General features: G+C 60.0%; 16 protein-coding genes. 3 read left to right on the top strand and 13 right to left on the bottom strand.

Translation table 11 applies throughout. The features are described 5' to 3' along the window. Positions 1 to 132 precede the first annotated feature (132 nt). Entirely contained in the window at positions 133 to 1557 is a 1425-nt protein-coding gene (locus ACP4QI_RS17635; protein ID WP_426495675.1) for a 6-phospho-beta-glucosidase, read from the bottom strand. 18 nt (positions 1558 to 1575) lie between these two features. Then, positions 1576 to 3027, bottom strand: a complete 1452-nt coding sequence (gene ascF / locus ACP4QI_RS17630; protein WP_231313766.1) for a PTS cellobiose/arbutin/salicin transporter subunit IIBC — start codon at positions 3025 to 3027, stop codon at positions 1576 to 1578. Positions 3028 to 3271: 244 nt separating this feature from the next. Here ascF and ACP4QI_RS17625 point away from each other — a divergent pair, with 244 nt between their 5' ends. Next, entirely contained in the window at positions 3272 to 4291 is a 1020-nt protein-coding gene (locus ACP4QI_RS17625; protein ID WP_426495674.1) for a LacI family DNA-binding transcriptional regulator, read from the top strand. Here the strand turns inward: ACP4QI_RS17625 and ACP4QI_RS17620 are convergent. Continuing rightward, complete coding sequence (locus ACP4QI_RS17620) at positions 4286 to 5938, bottom strand: SgrR family transcriptional regulator (RefSeq protein ID WP_426495673.1); 1653 nt, start codon at positions 5936 to 5938, stop codon at positions 4286 to 4288. The genes ACP4QI_RS17625 and ACP4QI_RS17620 overlap by 6 nt on opposite strands. A gap of 43 nt (positions 5939 to 5981) precedes the next feature. On the opposite strand from ACP4QI_RS17620, the gene ACP4QI_RS17615 reads away from it, so the two are divergent. After that, the gene (locus ACP4QI_RS17615; RefSeq protein WP_445730299.1) at positions 5982 to 6605 is read left to right on the top strand and encodes a hypothetical protein; all 624 of its coding nucleotides are present in this window, start codon (positions 5982 to 5984) and stop codon (positions 6603 to 6605) included. Positions 6606 to 6634: 29 nt separating this feature from the next. Here the strand turns inward: ACP4QI_RS17615 and ACP4QI_RS17610 are convergent, their stop codons facing one another. From ACP4QI_RS17610 to norV, 3 genes are all read right to left on the bottom strand, one after another. Beyond that, the gene (locus ACP4QI_RS17610) at positions 6635 to 6793 is read right to left on the bottom strand and encodes a hypothetical protein (protein WP_185902386.1); all 159 of its coding nucleotides are present in this window, start codon (positions 6791 to 6793) and stop codon (positions 6635 to 6637) included. Positions 6794 to 6957: 164 nt separating this feature from the next. Further along, entirely contained in the window at positions 6958 to 8091 is a 1134-nt protein-coding gene (norW, locus tag ACP4QI_RS17605) for an NADH:flavorubredoxin reductase NorW (protein WP_142486900.1), read from the bottom strand. Continuing rightward, positions 8088 to 9530 carry an anaerobic nitric oxide reductase flavorubredoxin gene (gene norV / locus ACP4QI_RS17600; RefSeq protein ID WP_426495671.1) on the bottom strand — a complete coding sequence of 481 codons (1443 nt, stop codon included), beginning with the start codon at positions 9528 to 9530 and terminating at the stop codon, positions 8088 to 8090. Before norV ends, norW begins: the two co-directional genes overlap by 4 nt. Positions 9531 to 9719: 189 nt before the next feature. Between norV and norR the strand changes: the two genes are divergently transcribed. Further along, the gene (norR, locus tag ACP4QI_RS17595; protein ID WP_142486898.1) at positions 9720 to 11234 is read left to right on the top strand and encodes a nitric oxide reductase transcriptional regulator NorR; all 1515 of its coding nucleotides are present in this window, start codon (positions 9720 to 9722) and stop codon (positions 11232 to 11234) included. Here the strand turns inward: norR and gutQ are convergent. The 7 genes from gutQ to srlA all read right to left on the bottom strand — a co-directional run bounded on the left by gutQ (position 11231) and on the right by srlA (position 16158). Next, positions 11231 to 12196, bottom strand: a complete 966-nt coding sequence (gutQ, locus tag ACP4QI_RS17590; protein ID WP_426495670.1) for an arabinose-5-phosphate isomerase GutQ — start codon at positions 12194 to 12196, stop codon at positions 11231 to 11233. The two genes, norR and gutQ, sit on opposite strands and share 4 nt — an antisense overlap. Then, positions 12189 to 12962, bottom strand: coding sequence for a glucitol operon DNA-binding transcriptional repressor SrlR (srlR, locus tag ACP4QI_RS17585; protein ID WP_156264513.1), 774 nt, complete (start codon positions 12960 to 12962; stop codon positions 12189 to 12191). Before srlR ends, gutQ begins: the two co-directional genes overlap by 8 nt. 63 nt (positions 12963 to 13025) lie before the next feature. Further along, positions 13026 to 13385, bottom strand: a complete 360-nt coding sequence (gene gutM, locus ACP4QI_RS17580) for a transcriptional regulator GutM (protein WP_103180888.1) — start codon at positions 13383 to 13385, stop codon at positions 13026 to 13028. An 83-nt stretch (positions 13386 to 13468) separates the two neighbouring features. Further along, entirely contained in the window at positions 13469 to 14248 is a 780-nt protein-coding gene (gene srlD, locus ACP4QI_RS17575) for a sorbitol-6-phosphate dehydrogenase (protein ID WP_142486894.1), read from the bottom strand. A gap of 15 nt (positions 14249 to 14263) precedes the next feature. Continuing rightward, complete coding sequence (gene srlB / locus ACP4QI_RS17570) at positions 14264 to 14626, bottom strand: PTS glucitol/sorbitol transporter subunit IIA (RefSeq protein WP_285128452.1); 363 nt, start codon at positions 14624 to 14626, stop codon at positions 14264 to 14266. A gap of 12 nt (positions 14627 to 14638) precedes the next feature. Beyond that, complete coding sequence (srlE, locus tag ACP4QI_RS17565; protein WP_231313771.1) at positions 14639 to 15598, bottom strand: PTS glucitol/sorbitol transporter subunit IIB; 960 nt, start codon at positions 15596 to 15598, stop codon at positions 14639 to 14641. Further along, on the bottom strand, positions 15595 to 16158 hold the full coding sequence (gene srlA / locus ACP4QI_RS17560) for a PTS glucitol/sorbitol transporter subunit IIC (protein ID WP_142486891.1): 564 nt from the start codon (positions 16156 to 16158) through the stop codon (positions 15595 to 15597). Before srlA ends, srlE begins: the two co-directional genes overlap by 4 nt. Positions 16159 to 16176: the final 18 nt, after the last annotated feature.

Genomic DNA, 16176 nt, shown 5'->3' with positions numbered 1-16176 from the left:
TCATTTATTTCGGCGGAGTTTTATACAATGATATATTCATGGTGTCAATGAACGATAATAACGCCATGAAACTATTGGTTTGAGAGGACGTTTGTGGGCCGGGCAAGCGCAGCGCCGCCCGGCGAAGGGGGATTAATCTAAATCTGCACCGTTGCTGGCGATCACTTTCTTATACCACCAGAACGATTTTTTGCGTTTGCGATCGAGGGTGCCGTTCCCGGCGTCATCGCGATCGACATAGATAAAGCCGTAGCGCTTGCTCATCTCGCCCGTTGAGGCGGCCACCAGATCGATGCAGCCCCAGCTGGTGTAGCCGATCAGCGGGATGCCGTCTTCAATCGCATCGCCCATGGCGCGGATGTGCTCCCGCAGGTAGCTGATGCGGTAGTCGTCGTTGATCTCGCCGTTAGCGTCAATCTCATCTTTCGCCCCGAGGCCGTTCTCTACCAGGAACAGCGGCTTCTGGTAGCGATCGTACATCATGTTCATGGTGATGCGCAGGCCCAGCGGGTCGATGCCCCAGCCCCATTCGCTCACCTCGATGTGCGGGTTGCGCAGGGACTTAACGATGTTGGCCGCGCTGGTGTTGCCCGCGTTCATATCAGCCGAGGCGCAGCGCGAGGCGTAATAGCTGAACGACACAAAATCGACGGTGTGTTTCAGCAGATCGTCATCGCCGGGATCTTTGACAATCACCACCCCTTTTTCGCGGAACACGCGGGCAGAGTAGGCCGGATAGCTGCCGCGGGCCTGCACGTCGATAAAGAACAGGTTCTCGCGGTCTTTCTCCAGCGCCATCCACACGTCTTCCGGTTTGCAGGAGTACGGGTAGAAGTTACCCCCCGCCAGCATGCAACCGACCTGGTTTTCCGGGTTCACCTCGTGGGCAATTTTGGTCGCCAGCGCGCTCGCCACCAGCTCGTGGTGCGCCGCCTGGTACTTGACCTGATCTTCGTTTTCGCCTTCCTCAAACACCAGCCCGGCGCCGGAGAAGGGGCTGTGCAGCATGATGTTGATCTCGTTGAAGGTCAGCCAGTACTTCACCAGCCCGTTGAACTCCTCGAAGCAGGTGCGGGCATAGCGGGCGAAGAAGTCGACCATCTTGCGGTTGCGCCAGGAGCCGTACTCGGTCACCAGATGCATCGGCACGTCGAAGTGGCACAGGGTCACCAGCGGCTCGATGTTGTACTTTTTGCACTCTTCGAACACCGCCCGGTAAAAGGCAATTCCCTCTTTATTAGGCAGCGGCTCGTCGCCGTTCGGGTAGAGACGGCTCCAGGCAATCGAGGTACGGAATACCGTGAAGCCCATCTCGGCCATTAAGGCGATATCTTCTTTATAGCGATGGTAAAAATCGATCGCGTTGTGGCTGGGATAGAACTCGTCGTCACGCAGCGAAAAGCGTTTTTCCTTGCCGACTTTTACCGCCAGGCGGTTAGCGCCGTGGGGGATCATATCGACGGTGGTCAGGCCCTTGCCGCCTTCACGGTATGCGCCTTCGCTCTGGTTAGCGGCCAGTGCGCCGCCCCATAAAAATCTTTGTGGAAAAACTGACATTGTTACCTCGCTATACATTTATGCTTGTGCTGCTTTGGCCTGAACCGGTGCGGTTTGCAGCGCGCGCGCTTTTTCCGCTTCCTCTTCTACCGGGATATCTTCAAAGCCCAGGATCAGGGTCAGCACGAAAGAGAGCACCACGGCCAGGGCCATCACCCCGAATACCCAGACGATAGACATCGGGTTAGCCGGGTCGAAGAACTGGACGCTGGTAAACAGACCCGGCGCCGCCATTGAGTGGCTGGCCAGTCCGGCAATCCCGGCGACGGCGCCGCAAATAAAGCCGCTGATCAGGCTCGCAATCAACGGGCGTTTCAGGCGAACCGCCACGCCGTACAGCGCCGGTTCAGAGATCCCCGCCATGATGGCAGAAGCCGCTGCGGCCAGCGCCGTCTGACGCAGTTCCGGGTTTTTGGTTTTCCACGCCACCGCCAGCGATGAACCGCCGAGTGACAGGTTGGCGCCGATTTCAGACGGCATCACCATCCCTTCTTTGCCGGTTTCGGCAATGGTCTGAATGATGGTTGGGGTAAAGACGCGGTGCATCCCGGTCATCACCAGCAGCGGCCACAGCGCGCCCATGATGGCAACGGACAACCAGCCCAGATAGCCGTGAATGGTGTAAACCAGGGAAGAGATGCCGCTACCGATCCAGATCCCCAGCGGCCCAATCAGGACGATGGCGAGCGGGGCGGCAATCAGCACGATCAGCATTGGTTTTAGGAAGTTTTTGGTGACCGCCGGGGTAATTCTGTCCACCCAGCGTTCGATATACGACAGGCACCAGGTCATCACCAGCGCCGGGATCACCGTGTAGGTGTACTTCACCGCGGTGACCGGAATGAACGCGAACTCGACGTGCTCGCCCTGCGCCGCTTTGGCCATCAGCTCGATAAAGCTCGGGTGCACCAGCACGCCGGCAATGGCAATCGCCAGCGACATGTTGGTTTTGAATTTTACCGCGGCAGAGGCAGCCACCATCAGCGGCAGGAAGAAGAACGCCCCGTCACCGATCACCGTCAGAATGGTCAGCGTCGGTTCGCCTTTGGTCAGCACGCCGGTCATCTCGAGGATCATCGCCAGCAGTTTGACCATCGATCCGCCGATGATCGCCGGGATCAGCGGTGACATGGTGCCGATCAGCGCGTCGAGGATCCCGGCGCCAATGCGTTTCAGGGTCAGCTTTTGCGGCCCCTGCGGCGCGGCAGGCTGCATGTCGGCGGGCAGCAGATTGACCACCTCGCGATACGCCTGGGAAACGGTATTGCCGATGATCACCTGGCACTGGTTGTCGTTGCGCACTACCCCCAGCACGCCGCTGATGCTCTTAAGCGTGGCGCTGTCGATCAGGCTCTCGTCTTTCGCCACAAAGCGCAGTCGGGTCATACAGTGGGTGACGGCGACGATGTTATCTTTGCCGCCGAGCGCGCTGACAACGGCATTCGCCAGCGCAGCATAATTTTTGGCCATCGGGTTGTATCCTGTTTTATCAGTAAGGTACGTCTTCACCGTGTGCAACGATGAAACTTATATAGGAAACCGGTTCCACAAAATCATGAAGAGTTTCCTGAGATCAAACAAGATCACGTTTCGACCATTTTTTATATTCGTGATGACGATCACCTAACGCCATAAAAAGCGTGCGATCCACGCTGCGACAATTTTTACGCGGTGCAGTACACTGCCGCTCACTGGATTAAGACGGAACAGATTGATGACCACGATGCTGGAAGTGGCGAAGCGGGCAGGGGTCTCGAAGGCGACGGTTTCCCGGGTGCTTTCAGGCAATGGCTACGTGAGCCAGGAGACAAAAGACCGGGTTTTTCAGGCGATTGAAGAGAGTGGCTACCGCCCCAATTTACTGGCGCGCAACCTGGCCACCAAACGCACGCAAACCCTCGGGCTGGTAGTGACTAACACCCTTTATCACGGGGTCTATTTCAGCGAGCTGCTGTTCCACGCCGCCAGAATGACCGAGGAGAGAGGGCGTCAGCTGATCCTTGCCGATGGCAAGCACAGCGCCGATGAAGAGCGGGAGGCGATTCAGTATCTGCTCGATATGCGCTGTGATGCGATCATTATCTACCCGCGTTTTCTCAGCGTCGATGAGATGGATGAGATCATCCAGAAGCACGAGCAGCCGGTGATGGTGCTCAACCGTCGCCTGCGCAAAAACAGCAGCCACTGCGTCTGGTCGGATCATAAAGCCTCCAGCCAGGCGGCGGTATCGACCCTCATCGAACAGGGCCACCGCGATATCGCGTTTATCACCGGATCGCTGGATTCTCCCACCGGGATTGAACGTCTTTCCGGCTACAAGGACGCGCTTGCTGCACACCGCATTCCGCTACGCAAATCGCTGATTGTCGAGGGCAAATGGACCCCGGCCAGCGGGGCGGCAGGGGTGGCGACGCTGCTGGCGCGCGGGGAGAGTTTTACCGCGCTGGTGGCGAGCAACGACGACATGGCGATCGGCGCCATTAAGCAGCTCCACGACAGCGGCATCGCCGCGCCGGGGGTGGTTTCGGTGGTCGGTTTCGATGACATTGCGATGGCCCCTTACGTGGTGCCTGCGCTCTCCAGCGTGCGCGTGCCGGTGACGGAGATGGTGAAAGAGACCATCAGCCGCCTGATCTTTATGCTCGACGGCGGGGAGTTCACCTTCCAGCAGACATTTGCCGGGGAGCTGATCCTGCGTGACTCGGTGATCCCCGGCCCGCACCGCCGATCATAATGCCGCCGCCGGAGGCAGCCAGGCGCGGGTAAAATCGAGCCAGCCGCCTGCGGTCAGCACCATATCCTGCACGTTTTCCAGGGCGTTGATCCGGTAGCGATAATGGAACAATGGCGTGCATCGGCCCTCCGCCAGCAGGCGCTGGAAAAAGGGCGTCAGATGGGCGTGAAAATGCGCTTCGCTGTCGCTGTTTTGCATCAGCTGCTGTTTCGCGATCGCCCAGCCCGCCTCGCCCAGCGCCGTCGCCCAGGCGGGTTCATAGATAAACCATTCTGCCAGCGCAAAGGCTGCCATTCCGGTTGCCAGATGATCCCCCAGCAGCAGATCGGCGTCCGCCAGCGTATCGGGGGCATACCAGCCATCACGATCTTTCCACTCGGTGTGCAGCTCACAGCCGTGCGGCTGTAACTGGTGCCGCCAGCTTTCAGCCAGTTCGCGCAGTTCAGGCGTGTTGTAGCACACCAGTTTCAGCCGGGGCGGCAGGTCGATATCAGCGGGCGCGGGCAGGCTGGGCACCTGTAGCCCGGGGAGGATTTCAGTGTGGATCTGCAGATCTTCACGTCGGCCAAAGCGCTGCTGGTTGAGGGTCAGGGCGGTCTGGCGCAGATACGCGGCCAGCGCTTTGGGCAATGTTGCATTCACCATCAGCCATGCAAAACCGCCGCTGGTTGAGGTCACCGCTTCCTGCGGGGCGCTGCCTTTCCCTACCGTGATCCATGCCGGTTTATCGGTTACCGTGCCGGTGCGCCAGAACTCAATGGCGTGCAGCAGCGGATGGGCGGCAAAGTACCAGGGCTGGCGCTCGAGGCGCAGAAAATGCGAGTGATGACGGGCAATGGCGAACGGCCCGGCGCCGACCTCCGGTTGCCGGGGGTGCGGCAGACGGCAGATCGGATGGGCGAGGCGATGGGCCAGCAGCGCATCCGGGGCATGCAGATACACCGCCAGGCACCAGGGAGCGACGAGGGTGACCGTGTCGATATGCATCAGCCCGCTATTGCGCGCCGGATCGGCCAGCAGCAGCTGCATCGCACTCAGAATATCGTCGTCGCTCAGCGGCTGACCGTTGTGCCAGTGAGCGCCGCTGCGCAGGTAAAAATGCCAACGCAGTCCGTCCTCAGAGCAGGCCCAGTGGTGCGCCAGATCGGCCACCGGCTGCGCCTGGCCCGGTTCATAACGGGTTAACCCGGCGTGGACCGCGCAGATAATATGCTGCTCGGCGCGCCGACGATGCAGCGCCGGATGCAGGGAGGTGAGCGGGCGATACCAGGGAATGCGCAGCGTTGGCTGATGCTTGAGCCATTTGCCGCCGAGAAACGGAGTGATGATGTGATGCAGGCTGGCCGGATCGCCGTCCGCCAGCTGGAGGGCGCTCTGATAATCGCCTTTCTCCAGGCAGGCGTGCATCAGCGGGGCGCTGAGTTCACTGGTGGTCACCAGGCAGTGCAGGGTGGCGCGATGCCCGCGCCCCGGCTGCGCCTTCCAGCTTAACCAGCCGCTTTCCGCCAGCTGGCGTAGCAGCGTGCGGGCGTGGCGTTCGCTGCACAGGGCGACTTCCGCCACCTCGGCGATAGTGGTGAGTCTGGCGCTTAAACCGTAATGCACGGCGAGCCGCTGGTACTGGCGGATTTTCTGGATCTGGCGCATGGCGGCATCCCTGACAAAGGCGTTGCGAAGAGTGTAGGGCTTTTTGCGCGATAATAAACGTTTTGCCGGGTGGCGCTTCGCTTACCCGGCCTACGGGACGGGTGCTGGCTGCTTTGCCGGGTGGCGCTTCGCTTACCCGGCCTACGGGACGGGTGCTGGCTGCTTTGCCGGGTGGCGCTTCGCTTACCCGGCCTACGGGACGGGTGCCGGCTGCTTTGCCGGGTGGTGCTTCGCTTACCCGGCCTACGGGACGGGTGCTGGCTGCTTTGCCGGGTGGCGCTTCGCTTGCCCGGCCTACGGGACGGGTGCTGGCTGCTTTGCCGGGTGGCGCTTCGCTTACCCGGCCTACGGGACGGGTACTGGCTGCTTTGCCGGGTGGCGCTTCGCTTACCCGACCTACGGGACGGGTGCTGGCTGCTTTGCCGGGTGGTGCTTCGCTTACCCGGCCTACGGGACGGGTGCCGGCTGCTTTGCCGGGTGGTGCTTCGCTTACCCGGCCTACGGGACGGGTGCTGGCTGCTTTGCCGGGTGGCGCTTCGCTTACCCGGCCTACGGGACGGGTGCTGGCTGCTTTGCCGGGTGGCGCTTCGCTTACCCGGCCTACGGGACGGGTGCTGGCTGCTTTGCCGGGTGGTGCTTCGCTTACCCGGCCTACGGGACCCTGTAGGCCCGTGCAAGCGTAGCGCCGCCGGGCAATCAGTGCTTGATCTGACTGACTGGCAGCATCAATTCGCGCAACCGCTCGATGCGCGCTTCCGGGCTGAGATAGAGCCAGCGAAAGAGAATACGTTCATGTTTCTTTGCCTGTCTGAACCAGGCAGCAAGATAGTTAAGTTCCTGGGTGAAGTTTTTCATTGGCGGTCTCCGGCTGACGAGTACCGCAACAGAGTAGGCCGTAAACAGGGATTAAAACAGGACAGGGTTTGACAGCTGTTCCGCATTAAAAAAGCCCCGGGGCACCGGGGCTGCGAAAGGCAAAATCGGACAAGCATACAACGAGTAGAGCAAGAGTTTGAGGGTTAAACAGATAATGATTTCAGCAGGGCAAAGGCCTCCTTCATGCGATCTTCACTGACCACGAAGGCGCGCAAATTGCCTTCGCTGTCCGCCCCTTTCGCCACCATCCCCTGGGGTTCGATGGCGATCTGCCAGTTCAGGTCCTGGCGCTGGGTTTCGCCTGCCAGATGCAGCGGCAGTTCCGGCGTTTTCACCTTCACCAGCATCGCAGGCAGTTTCAATGGCGTGTTGGCTCCGAGCAGGTTCTTCGCCAGATACATGGCGCTTAACTGGATCGGCTGCAGGAAGGGCAGCACCTGACCGTTAATTTCGGCGCAGTCACCCAGGGCATAGATATCCGGCTGGGTGGTTTGCAGATAGCTGTCGACCTTCACGCCGCGGTGGGTTTCTGCCCCCGCCCGCTGAGCCAGTCCGATCTCCGGACGCAGGCCGGTGGCGGCAATCACCACATCCACTTCGATACAGCGGTCACGATCCAGCAGGGCGCAGATGCCGGTATCGGTTTTGGTCAGGCTTTGTAGCTGGGATTTCAGCTGCAAATGCACGCCCATATCGGTCAGCCGGTGTTGTAAGCGACTGCTTACTTCGGCTGGCATCAGCGCCGACAGAATGCTGGCGGAATGGTCAACCAGGGTGACCGCTTTCCCGGCGCGGCAAAAATCCATCGCCAGTTCGCTGCCGATAAGCCCCGCGCCGACAATCATCACCCGCTGGGCGTCACGCAGCGTGGTTTCGCAGGCCCGGTACTCCATCTGGCTGTTGAGGGTCAGCATCAGCTCGCGGCCCGGAACCGGCGGCACAAAGGCCGCGGCCCCGGTGGCCAGAACCAGTTTGTCATATGACCACTGCTGGTCTTTCCCTTTAACCACGTGCGCTGCGGCATCAATGTCGGTGACCCAGGTGTAAGGGAACAGGCGCAGGTTAAACTGTTCGGCAAACTCCCCCGCCGTCTGGCGGGTGAGGTCGTCGGCATGCTGACTCTGGCTGATCACGTGGCTTAAGTCAGGCTTGTTGTACTCATCCATGCTGTCCGCGGCAATCAGCGTCAGCGGGACGTTCGCATCCTGTTTACGGATATTTTTTACCAGCTGGCGGGCGGCGAAGCCCGAGCCGATAATCACAATGCCGTGGCTCATTTTGCCTCCGATGCCAGTTCGTCAAAGACGTCTTTACCGAGGGAACATTCCGGGCACAGGAAGTTATCCGGCACGTCGCTCCACGGTGTGCCCGGCTGGACATCCTGCAGCGGTTCGCCGAGGGCCGGATCGTAGATCCACTGGCAGACGCTGCACTGCATGCAAGGGCCGAGGTCGGCTGCGGCGGCACAGGCGCAGGCTTCCTGCTCTGGGGTGGCTTTAGCGGTCGCTTCTGGCAGAGGAGCGAGCGCCCACTGACGTGCAATGTCGCGGCCGTGCTGGCGGCAGATTTCCAGCGCATCCAGATCCGGACGCCATTTCGCCTTCAGGCTCATCGACATTTCAAAGCCCGCGTCCTGCAGACGGGTAGAGAGACGGTCAACCGCACCGCCGCTCCAGCCGTGGGAGCCGAAGGCGCTGGCGCGTTTGTTGCGGAAGCGCAGGCCGGTCATCTCTTCCACCAGGCCGGCAATTTTCGGCATCATCACGTTGTTCATGGTGGAGGTGCCCACCAGCACGCCTTTGGAGCGGAAGACGTTGGTCAGAATGTCGTTCTTGTCGCTGCGCGCCACGTTAAAGATTTTCACCGCCACGTTCGGATCCACTTCATTGATGCCCTGAGCAATCGCGTCGGCCATCATGCGGGTGTTGTTGGACATGGTGTCGTAGAAAATGGTGATGCGATCTTCCTGATAGTCCGCCGCCCACTTCAGGTACTGCTCGACGATCTGGGTTGGGTTCTCACGCCATACCACACCGTGGGAGGTCGCAATCATATCCACCGGCAGGTTGAAGCCGAGGATTTCGGTAATTTTTGGCGTAACCAGACGGCTGAACGGGGTCAGGATGTTGGCGTAGTAGCGCTGACACTGCTCGTACAGCTCGGCCTGATCCACTTCGTCGTTGAACAGACGTTCGTCGCAGTAGTGCTGGCCGAAGGCGTCGTTACTGAACAGCACGGCGTCGCCGGTCATGTAGGTCATCATGCTGTCCGGCCAGTGCAGCATCGGGGTTTCAACGAAGATAAGCTGTTTGCCGTTGCCGATATCCAGTGAATCACCGGTTTTCACCACGTTGAAATTCCACTCCGGATGGTGGTGATGACCATTGATGGAGTCGATGGCGTTATTGGTGCAGTAGATTGGGGTGTCCGGGATGCAGGACATCAGCTCGGTCAGGGCACCGGCGTGATCTTCTTCAGCATGGTTAATGATGATGTAGTCGATATCGGCCAGGTCAATTTCACTGCGCAGGTTTTGCACGAACTCACGGCTGAATTTATTATCGACGGTGTCGATCAGCACGTTTTTTTCTTCCCGGATGAGATAGCTGTTATAGCTGCTGCCGCGCAGCGTTTTGTATTCCGTTCCGTGAAAATCACGTACTTCCCAGTCACGTTGACCAACCCAATGAATATTGTTTTTAACCAGAATAGACATAGCAACCTCAACTTAATACAGCGAAATTAAACGAAAGATGTAATGGTAATTGCAGGTTGCGTGCCAACTTTTTAACTTATTGAATTTAAATGGTTTATAAAATAATAACTCCTGATGGGTAGTCAATTTGACTGTCATTGATATAGTCAATATGACAAGATGTATTGTCAAAATGACAGCGAGGCGAGAATGAGTTTTTCTGTAGAGGTGCTGGCGAAAATCGCCATTGAATTGCAGAGCGGCATCGGGCATCAGGATCGTTTTCAGCGGCTGATCTCCACCCTGCGTCACGTCCTGGATTGCGATGCCTCGGCGCTGCTGCGCTACGAAGGGCGGCAATTTATCCCGCTGGCGATCGACGGCCTGGCGCAGGACGTGCTGGGAAGGCGCTTTACCCTGGAGGGCCACCCGCGGCTGGAGACCATCGCCCGCGCCGGGGATGTGGTGCGCTTCCCGGCCGATAGCGACCTGCCCGATCCCTACGACGGGCTGATCCCCGGCCAGGAGAGCCTGAAGGTGCATGCCTGTATCGGCCTGCCGCTGTTTGCCGGGCAGAACCTGATTGGCGCTCTGACCCTTGACGGCATGTCGCCGGATCAGTTTGATACCTTCAGCGACGAAGAGCTGAGGCTGATCGCCGCCCTCGCCGCCGGGGCATTGAACAATGCCCTGCTCATTGAGCAGCTGGAGAGCCAGAACAGCCTGCCCGCGGGCCCGGCGGTGTTTGAGCAGGTGAAAAACACCGAGATGATCGGCCTGTCGCCGGGCATGATGAGTCTGAAAAAAGAGATTGAGATTGTCGCCGCCTCCGACCTGAACGTGCTGATCGAGGGCGAAACCGGGACCGGGAAAGAGCTGGTGGCGAAAGCCATCCATGAGGCCTCACCGCGGGCGGTCAATCCGCTGGTCTACCTCAACTGCGCCGCCCTGCCGGAGAGCGTGGCGGAGAGCGAGCTGTTCGGTCACGTCAAAGGGGCCTTTACCGGGGCCATCAGCAACCGCAGCGGCAAGTTTGAGATGGCCGATAACGGCACCCTGTTCCTCGATGAGATTGGCGAGCTGTCGCTGGCGCTGCAGGCCAAGCTGCTGCGGGTGTTGCAGTACGGGGATATCCAGCGGGTGGGCGACGACCGCAGCCTGCGGGTTGACGTGCGGGTGCTGGCAGCCACCAACCGCGATCTGCGCGAAGAGGTGCTGGCCGGGAATTTCCGCGCCGACCTGTTCCATCGCCTGAGCGTGTTCCCGCTTTCGGTGCCGCCGCTGCGCGAGCGGGGCGAGGATGTGGTGCTGCTGGCGGGCTATTTCTGCGAACAGTGTCGGCTACGGATGGGATTATCCCGGGTGGTGCTCAGCCCCGGCGCCCGGGCGCACCTGCTGAGCTACGGCTGGCCGGGCAATGTGCGCGAGTTGGAACATGCCATTCACCGGGCGGTAGTGCTGGCCCGGGCCGCGCGGCTCGGGGATGACGTGGTGATCCACGCGCAGCATTTTGCCCTGCATGATGAAAGCGCCCCTGCGGTGACGCCGGAAACCCCGCTGGTGGTGAATCAGAACCTGCGTGAGGCGACGGAAGCGTTCCAGCGCCAGATGATTAGCCGGGCGCTGGAGCAGAACAGCCGCAGCTGGGCGGCGAGCGCGAGGGCGCTGGAGACCGACGTCGCCAACCTGCACCGGCTGGCGAAACGTCTGGGTCTGAAGGGTTAGAGGATGCCTGCCTGGTAGAAATCCTGCAGGTTGATGGCGCCGCACAGGCGGCCCGCTTCATCCACCACCGGGGCGGCGGTGATTTTGCGCTTCATCAGCAGCTCTTTGGCTTCGATGGCGCGGCTTTGGGCATTCAGCGTCAGGCCGCCGCGGGTCATGGCGCTGCTGACGTTCACTTCCAGTTGGCCACCGCCCACCAGCCAGCGACGCAGGTCGCCGTCGGTAAAGACGCCTTTCACCTGGTTGTCGTCATCGCAAACCGCCACCAGGCCGAGCCCGGTACGGCTCAGCTCCAGCATCGCATCCATCACGCTGGTATTCAGCTTCACCTGCGGGATCGCCTCATTAGTGCGCATCAGGTGATGCACTTTATTCAGCAGACGCGCGCCCAACGCACCTGCCGGATGAGAGCGGGCAAAATCTTCTTCGTTAAAGCCGCGGGCCTGCATTACTGCCATCGCCAGCGCATCGCCCATCATCAGGGTGTTGACGGTGCTGGAGGTCGGGGCCAGATGCATCGGGCAGGCTTCGCGCTCCACCGAAATATCCAGCGTGGCTGTGGCGGCCAGCGCCAGCGGCGAGCGGGATTTTCCGGTCATCGCCAGCAGTGCAACCGATTTTTCCTGCAGGCGGGGCAGGATCAGATCCAGCTCTTTCGCCGAGCCGGAGTAGGAGATAAACAGCAGCACGTCGCGGCTTTCTATCATCCCCAGGTCTCCGTGCAGGGCCTCGGCCGGATGGACGAAAAAGGCCGGGGTGCCGGTGCTGGCCAGGGTCGCGGCAATCTTCTTGCCGATATGCCCGGACTTGCCGATGCCCGCGACGATCACTTTACCTTCGCACTGAATAATGGTGTTTGCCGCACGAACGAAATCCTCACCCAGACGTTCCGGCAGGCGGCTGGCCTCCTGCAGTTCCAGCATCAGGGTTTGACGACCCGCGTTTAACAGAAAATCACTCATCTCTCTCTCCGGTTACAATCACTTCGATTCCTTTCTCTTCCAGCGCTTTTTTGAACGCCGGATCGATACCCGCGTCGGTGATCAGCTTATCGACGCTCTCAAGGCTACAGACAATATTCGGACTTTTACGGCCAAACTTCGACGAGTCGGCCATCAGGATCACTTCCCGGGCGGCGTTGCACATCGCTTTGCTGACGCTGAACACCTCGTTGAAGGTGGTAACACCCGCGTTGAGGTCGATACCGTCGGTGCCCATAAACAGCCTGTCAAAGCTGAAATGGTCGAAGGCGTTCTCCGCCAGCTGGCCGTGAAAGGAGGCAGATTTTTTACGGAAGGTGCCGCCGGGCATCAGGATGGTTTGTTCGTTGTCGAATTCGGACAGGGCGTTGACGATATGCAGGCTGTTGGTCATTACCGTGATGTTATTAAAGCGGCTCAGCATCGGCACCATCTGCAGCACCGTACTGCCCGCATCGAGGATAATGGAGTCACCGTCATGGATATACTTTACCGCCGCGTCAGCGATTAACGCCTTCTGGTGGGTGTTGATCAGGGTTTTATGATCGATAGGCGGATCGGCCTCGTCCTTATTCAGCACCACGCCGCCATAGGTGCGGATCACCGCCCCGGAGTTCTCCAGGATCACCAGATCTTTGCGGATCGTGGTGCCGGTGGTGTCAAAGTAGTGGGCCAGATCCTCAACCGAACACTTTCCCTGCTTTTGCAGATGGTCAAGAATGGCCGCCTGCCGCTGACGGGGTTTCATAGGCGTTGAGTTCCTCAGGTTGCGAAATGATAATTTCGCAAGCTTATAGCGTTCAGAACGAAATTATCCATGTTTCAATTTAAGCGCTAATGATAGTGCATCCTGACAGAGTGAATCATTGGGAAAGATCACATCAGGCTCTAATTCCTGCAGCGCCGTGCCGTTAATCGCTGCAATTTTCACCGGTCGGGCAAAGACCGTCAGCCCACGCATCATCAATGAGTCACAGACCCGGTGATTATCGTCCAGCGCAATGGCGACAATCACCCGCGGTTTAAAGCGCCCGCCGGAGCGGCCCACGCCCACGCGGCCTTTCTGGCAGAGGGCGTCGAAGGCGCGGTTAAAGCGGTGGATTTGCCAGCCGCCGAGCGCCAGCTGGCACAGCCAGGCGATAACGGCGACGGTGATGAGAGTGGTGACCATATCAGCTCCTTAATTGCCGGGCGGCGCTTCGCTTGCCCGGCCTACGATTAATCTTCCTCTCCCTGTGGGAGAGGGGAATAAACTCAGAACATCACCTGCCCGCCGGTGATGTTAATCGACTGTCCGGTGCAGTAGGAGGCTTTCGGGCTGGCATAAAACAGCAGCATATTCAGCACGTCCTGATAGTCACACCCGCGCTTCAGGGGCACTTTGTCAATGTAATACTGCTCCACTTGATCCGCCTCGATGCCCAGCTTGGTGGCATATTGTGGCAGCAGGGACTGGAACATCGGCGACTTCAGCAGGTTGCCCAGCATCAGCGAGTGCACGGTAATGCCGTACTCCGCCAGATCCAGCGCCAGAGACTGGGTCAGCCCCACGCCGCCGAACTTGGCCGCGCTGTAGCCGGAGTTGTGCTTGCTGCCCACCTTGCCGGATTTAGAGTTGATCTGAATGATGCGCCCGGCGATGCCGTCGCGGATCATCAGACGCGAGAACTCCCGGGCGCAGAGGAAGTAGCCCACCAGGTTTACCTGCAATGAGCGATCGAAATCCCCCAGCTCCACGTCGCTGATAAACGCCGCTTTGGCGATCCCGGCGCTGTACACCAGCAGATCGACGCGGCCAAAGATCTCATTCACCCCGTGCGACAGCGCCATTACGCTCTGCTCGCTGGTGGCGTCGGCGCCAAAGCCGTACGCCTTGCCTTCACCAAATTCCTGGTTGATCTCGCTGGCGACCCGGGCGGCTTTTTCGCTCTGAATGTCCACCACCGCCACGCGATACCCTTCTGCGGCCAGCCCGCGGCAGAGATATTCCCCTAAGGTTTGTCCCCCGCCAATGACAACTGCAACCTGTTCCATGTTTCTCTCCTTTAATTACGCCACAAATTTCAGTACACAACCGGCTGCCACCGCCTGCGGAACCGGCCCGGCAACGTGCACGGTGCCCGGGTATTCCGCTGCGGTCTGGCCATCAAAACGCAGGGTGATATGCCCCAGCTCGCGCAGGTTTTGCTCTGCGACATCACCTACCGCCGTCACCGGATAGCGCGCGTCGCCCAGCGTGAGCTGGCTGCCCGGCCGGAGCTCGCCGCTCAGCTCGCCGTGGCAGTGGATAAAACAGAACTCCTCGATATCCGCTGGAGCCCCTTCACGGAAGGTGATCAGCATCTGGTCGCTCAGGGCATCCGCGGCGCTCTGGCCAATGCGGGTAATGGTGGTCTGGTAAATCACGGTCATCACGAAGTCCTCTTATTGATAAATAAAGCCAGAGACGAACCAGGCAATCAGTACGGTTGGCGCGCCGGTCAGGAAGCGGCTCACCAGCACGGAAGGAACGCCGACGCGCACGGTATCCTGGCGCGCTTCGGCCAGCGACAGCCCCACCGGGATAAAGTCGCAGGCGGCCTGGGCATTAATGGCAAACAGCGCGGGCAGGGCGAGGTGCGGGGGAATATTGCCGAGCCCAATCTGCACGCCAATCAGCACGCCGATCACCTGGGCGATCACCGCCCCTGGGCCGAGGAACGGCGACAGCAGCGGGAAGGAGCAAATCAGCGCCAGGGTCACCAGCCCGAGCGGATGGCTGGCCAGCGGGGCGAGGCCGTGGGCGATCCAGTCTCCCAGGCCGGAGGCCATGATGATGCCGATCAGCGCCGAGACGAAGGCCATAAACGGCAGGATGGTTTTCAGCACCGTGTCGATGGTGTCGCGCCCGGACTGGAACAGTACCGCCACCGCAGAGCCCATCCCCATCCCGACTTTCGCCAGCAGGCCGTCGCTCTGCTCGGTGATCTTTTTGCTGGTGTCATACTCGCGCGGCGCGCTCTTCTTCGCCGGGGCGGCACCCTCTGCCAGGGTGATGTTCTCCTCTTTCACCCCGGAGACGTAAATGTCCTCCACGATGTACTGCGCCAGCGGGCCGGATTTGCCCGTTGAATGGATATTGACGGTGGGAATGCGCCGTTTCGGGTAAATGCCGCAGCGCAGGGTGCCGCCGCAGTCGATCACCGCCACGCCGATCTCTGCTTCCGGCGGCTCGCCCTCCTTAAAGCCATCCACCGCGTCCCAGCCGGTGAGTTCGCGCAGCTTGTCGACAATCGCCGGACGGGTGCCTGCGGTGATATAGACGATCTTCTTCTCAGTGGTCGCGTCGAGCTCCAGCGGGCCGCCCCAGCCGCCCACGCCTTTTTCAATCCGGATACGGGTCATGCTGTGGCTCCTGCAAGCTGGACTTTCTGTTCAAGGTGGATGCCCATTTTCTTTTCGAAAATGGCGGTGGTGAGATCGGTCACCCAGCCGCGGAAGAAGTTGGTCACCAGGCCGACCAGCAGGTAACTCACCGCCAGCGGGCCGAGCGGCAGGCCGAGAGTAGTCAGCCCGCTGGCGATCCCCAGATAGACGAACAGCTCGCCGGGATTGATGTGCGGAAACAGGCCGTTCATCGAGTGGCAGCTGTAGGACGCCGCGGCGTAGTAGCTCGGCTTGTAGCGCTCGGGCATAAAGCGCCCGAGGCTCAGGGTCATCGGGTTACAAAACACGAAGGTGCCGATGCAGGGCAGCAGCAAATAGCGGGAGACCGGATTACCGGCGCAGCGCTGGGCCAGTTTTTCGATCCGATGCTGACCAATAAAGTTGATCAATGCATTCATGATCACCAGCAGGCTGATCAGCAGCGGCAGGATCCCGGTGACCATGCTGGTAAAGACCTCGCCACCTTTCTGAAACAGCCCGATAAACCACTCGGCGCCGTGGGTGATGGTTTCTATCATTGTTTTCTCCTGTAGGGT

Source organism: Leclercia sp. TB492 (assembly GCF_049974505.2).
In the GTDB taxonomy this organism is placed as follows: Bacteria; Pseudomonadota; Gammaproteobacteria; order Enterobacterales; family Enterobacteriaceae; genus Enterobacter; species Enterobacter adecarboxylatus_C.
Note: the sequence above shows the minus strand (reverse complement) of the source record. Positions and strands in the feature narration are given on the sequence as shown.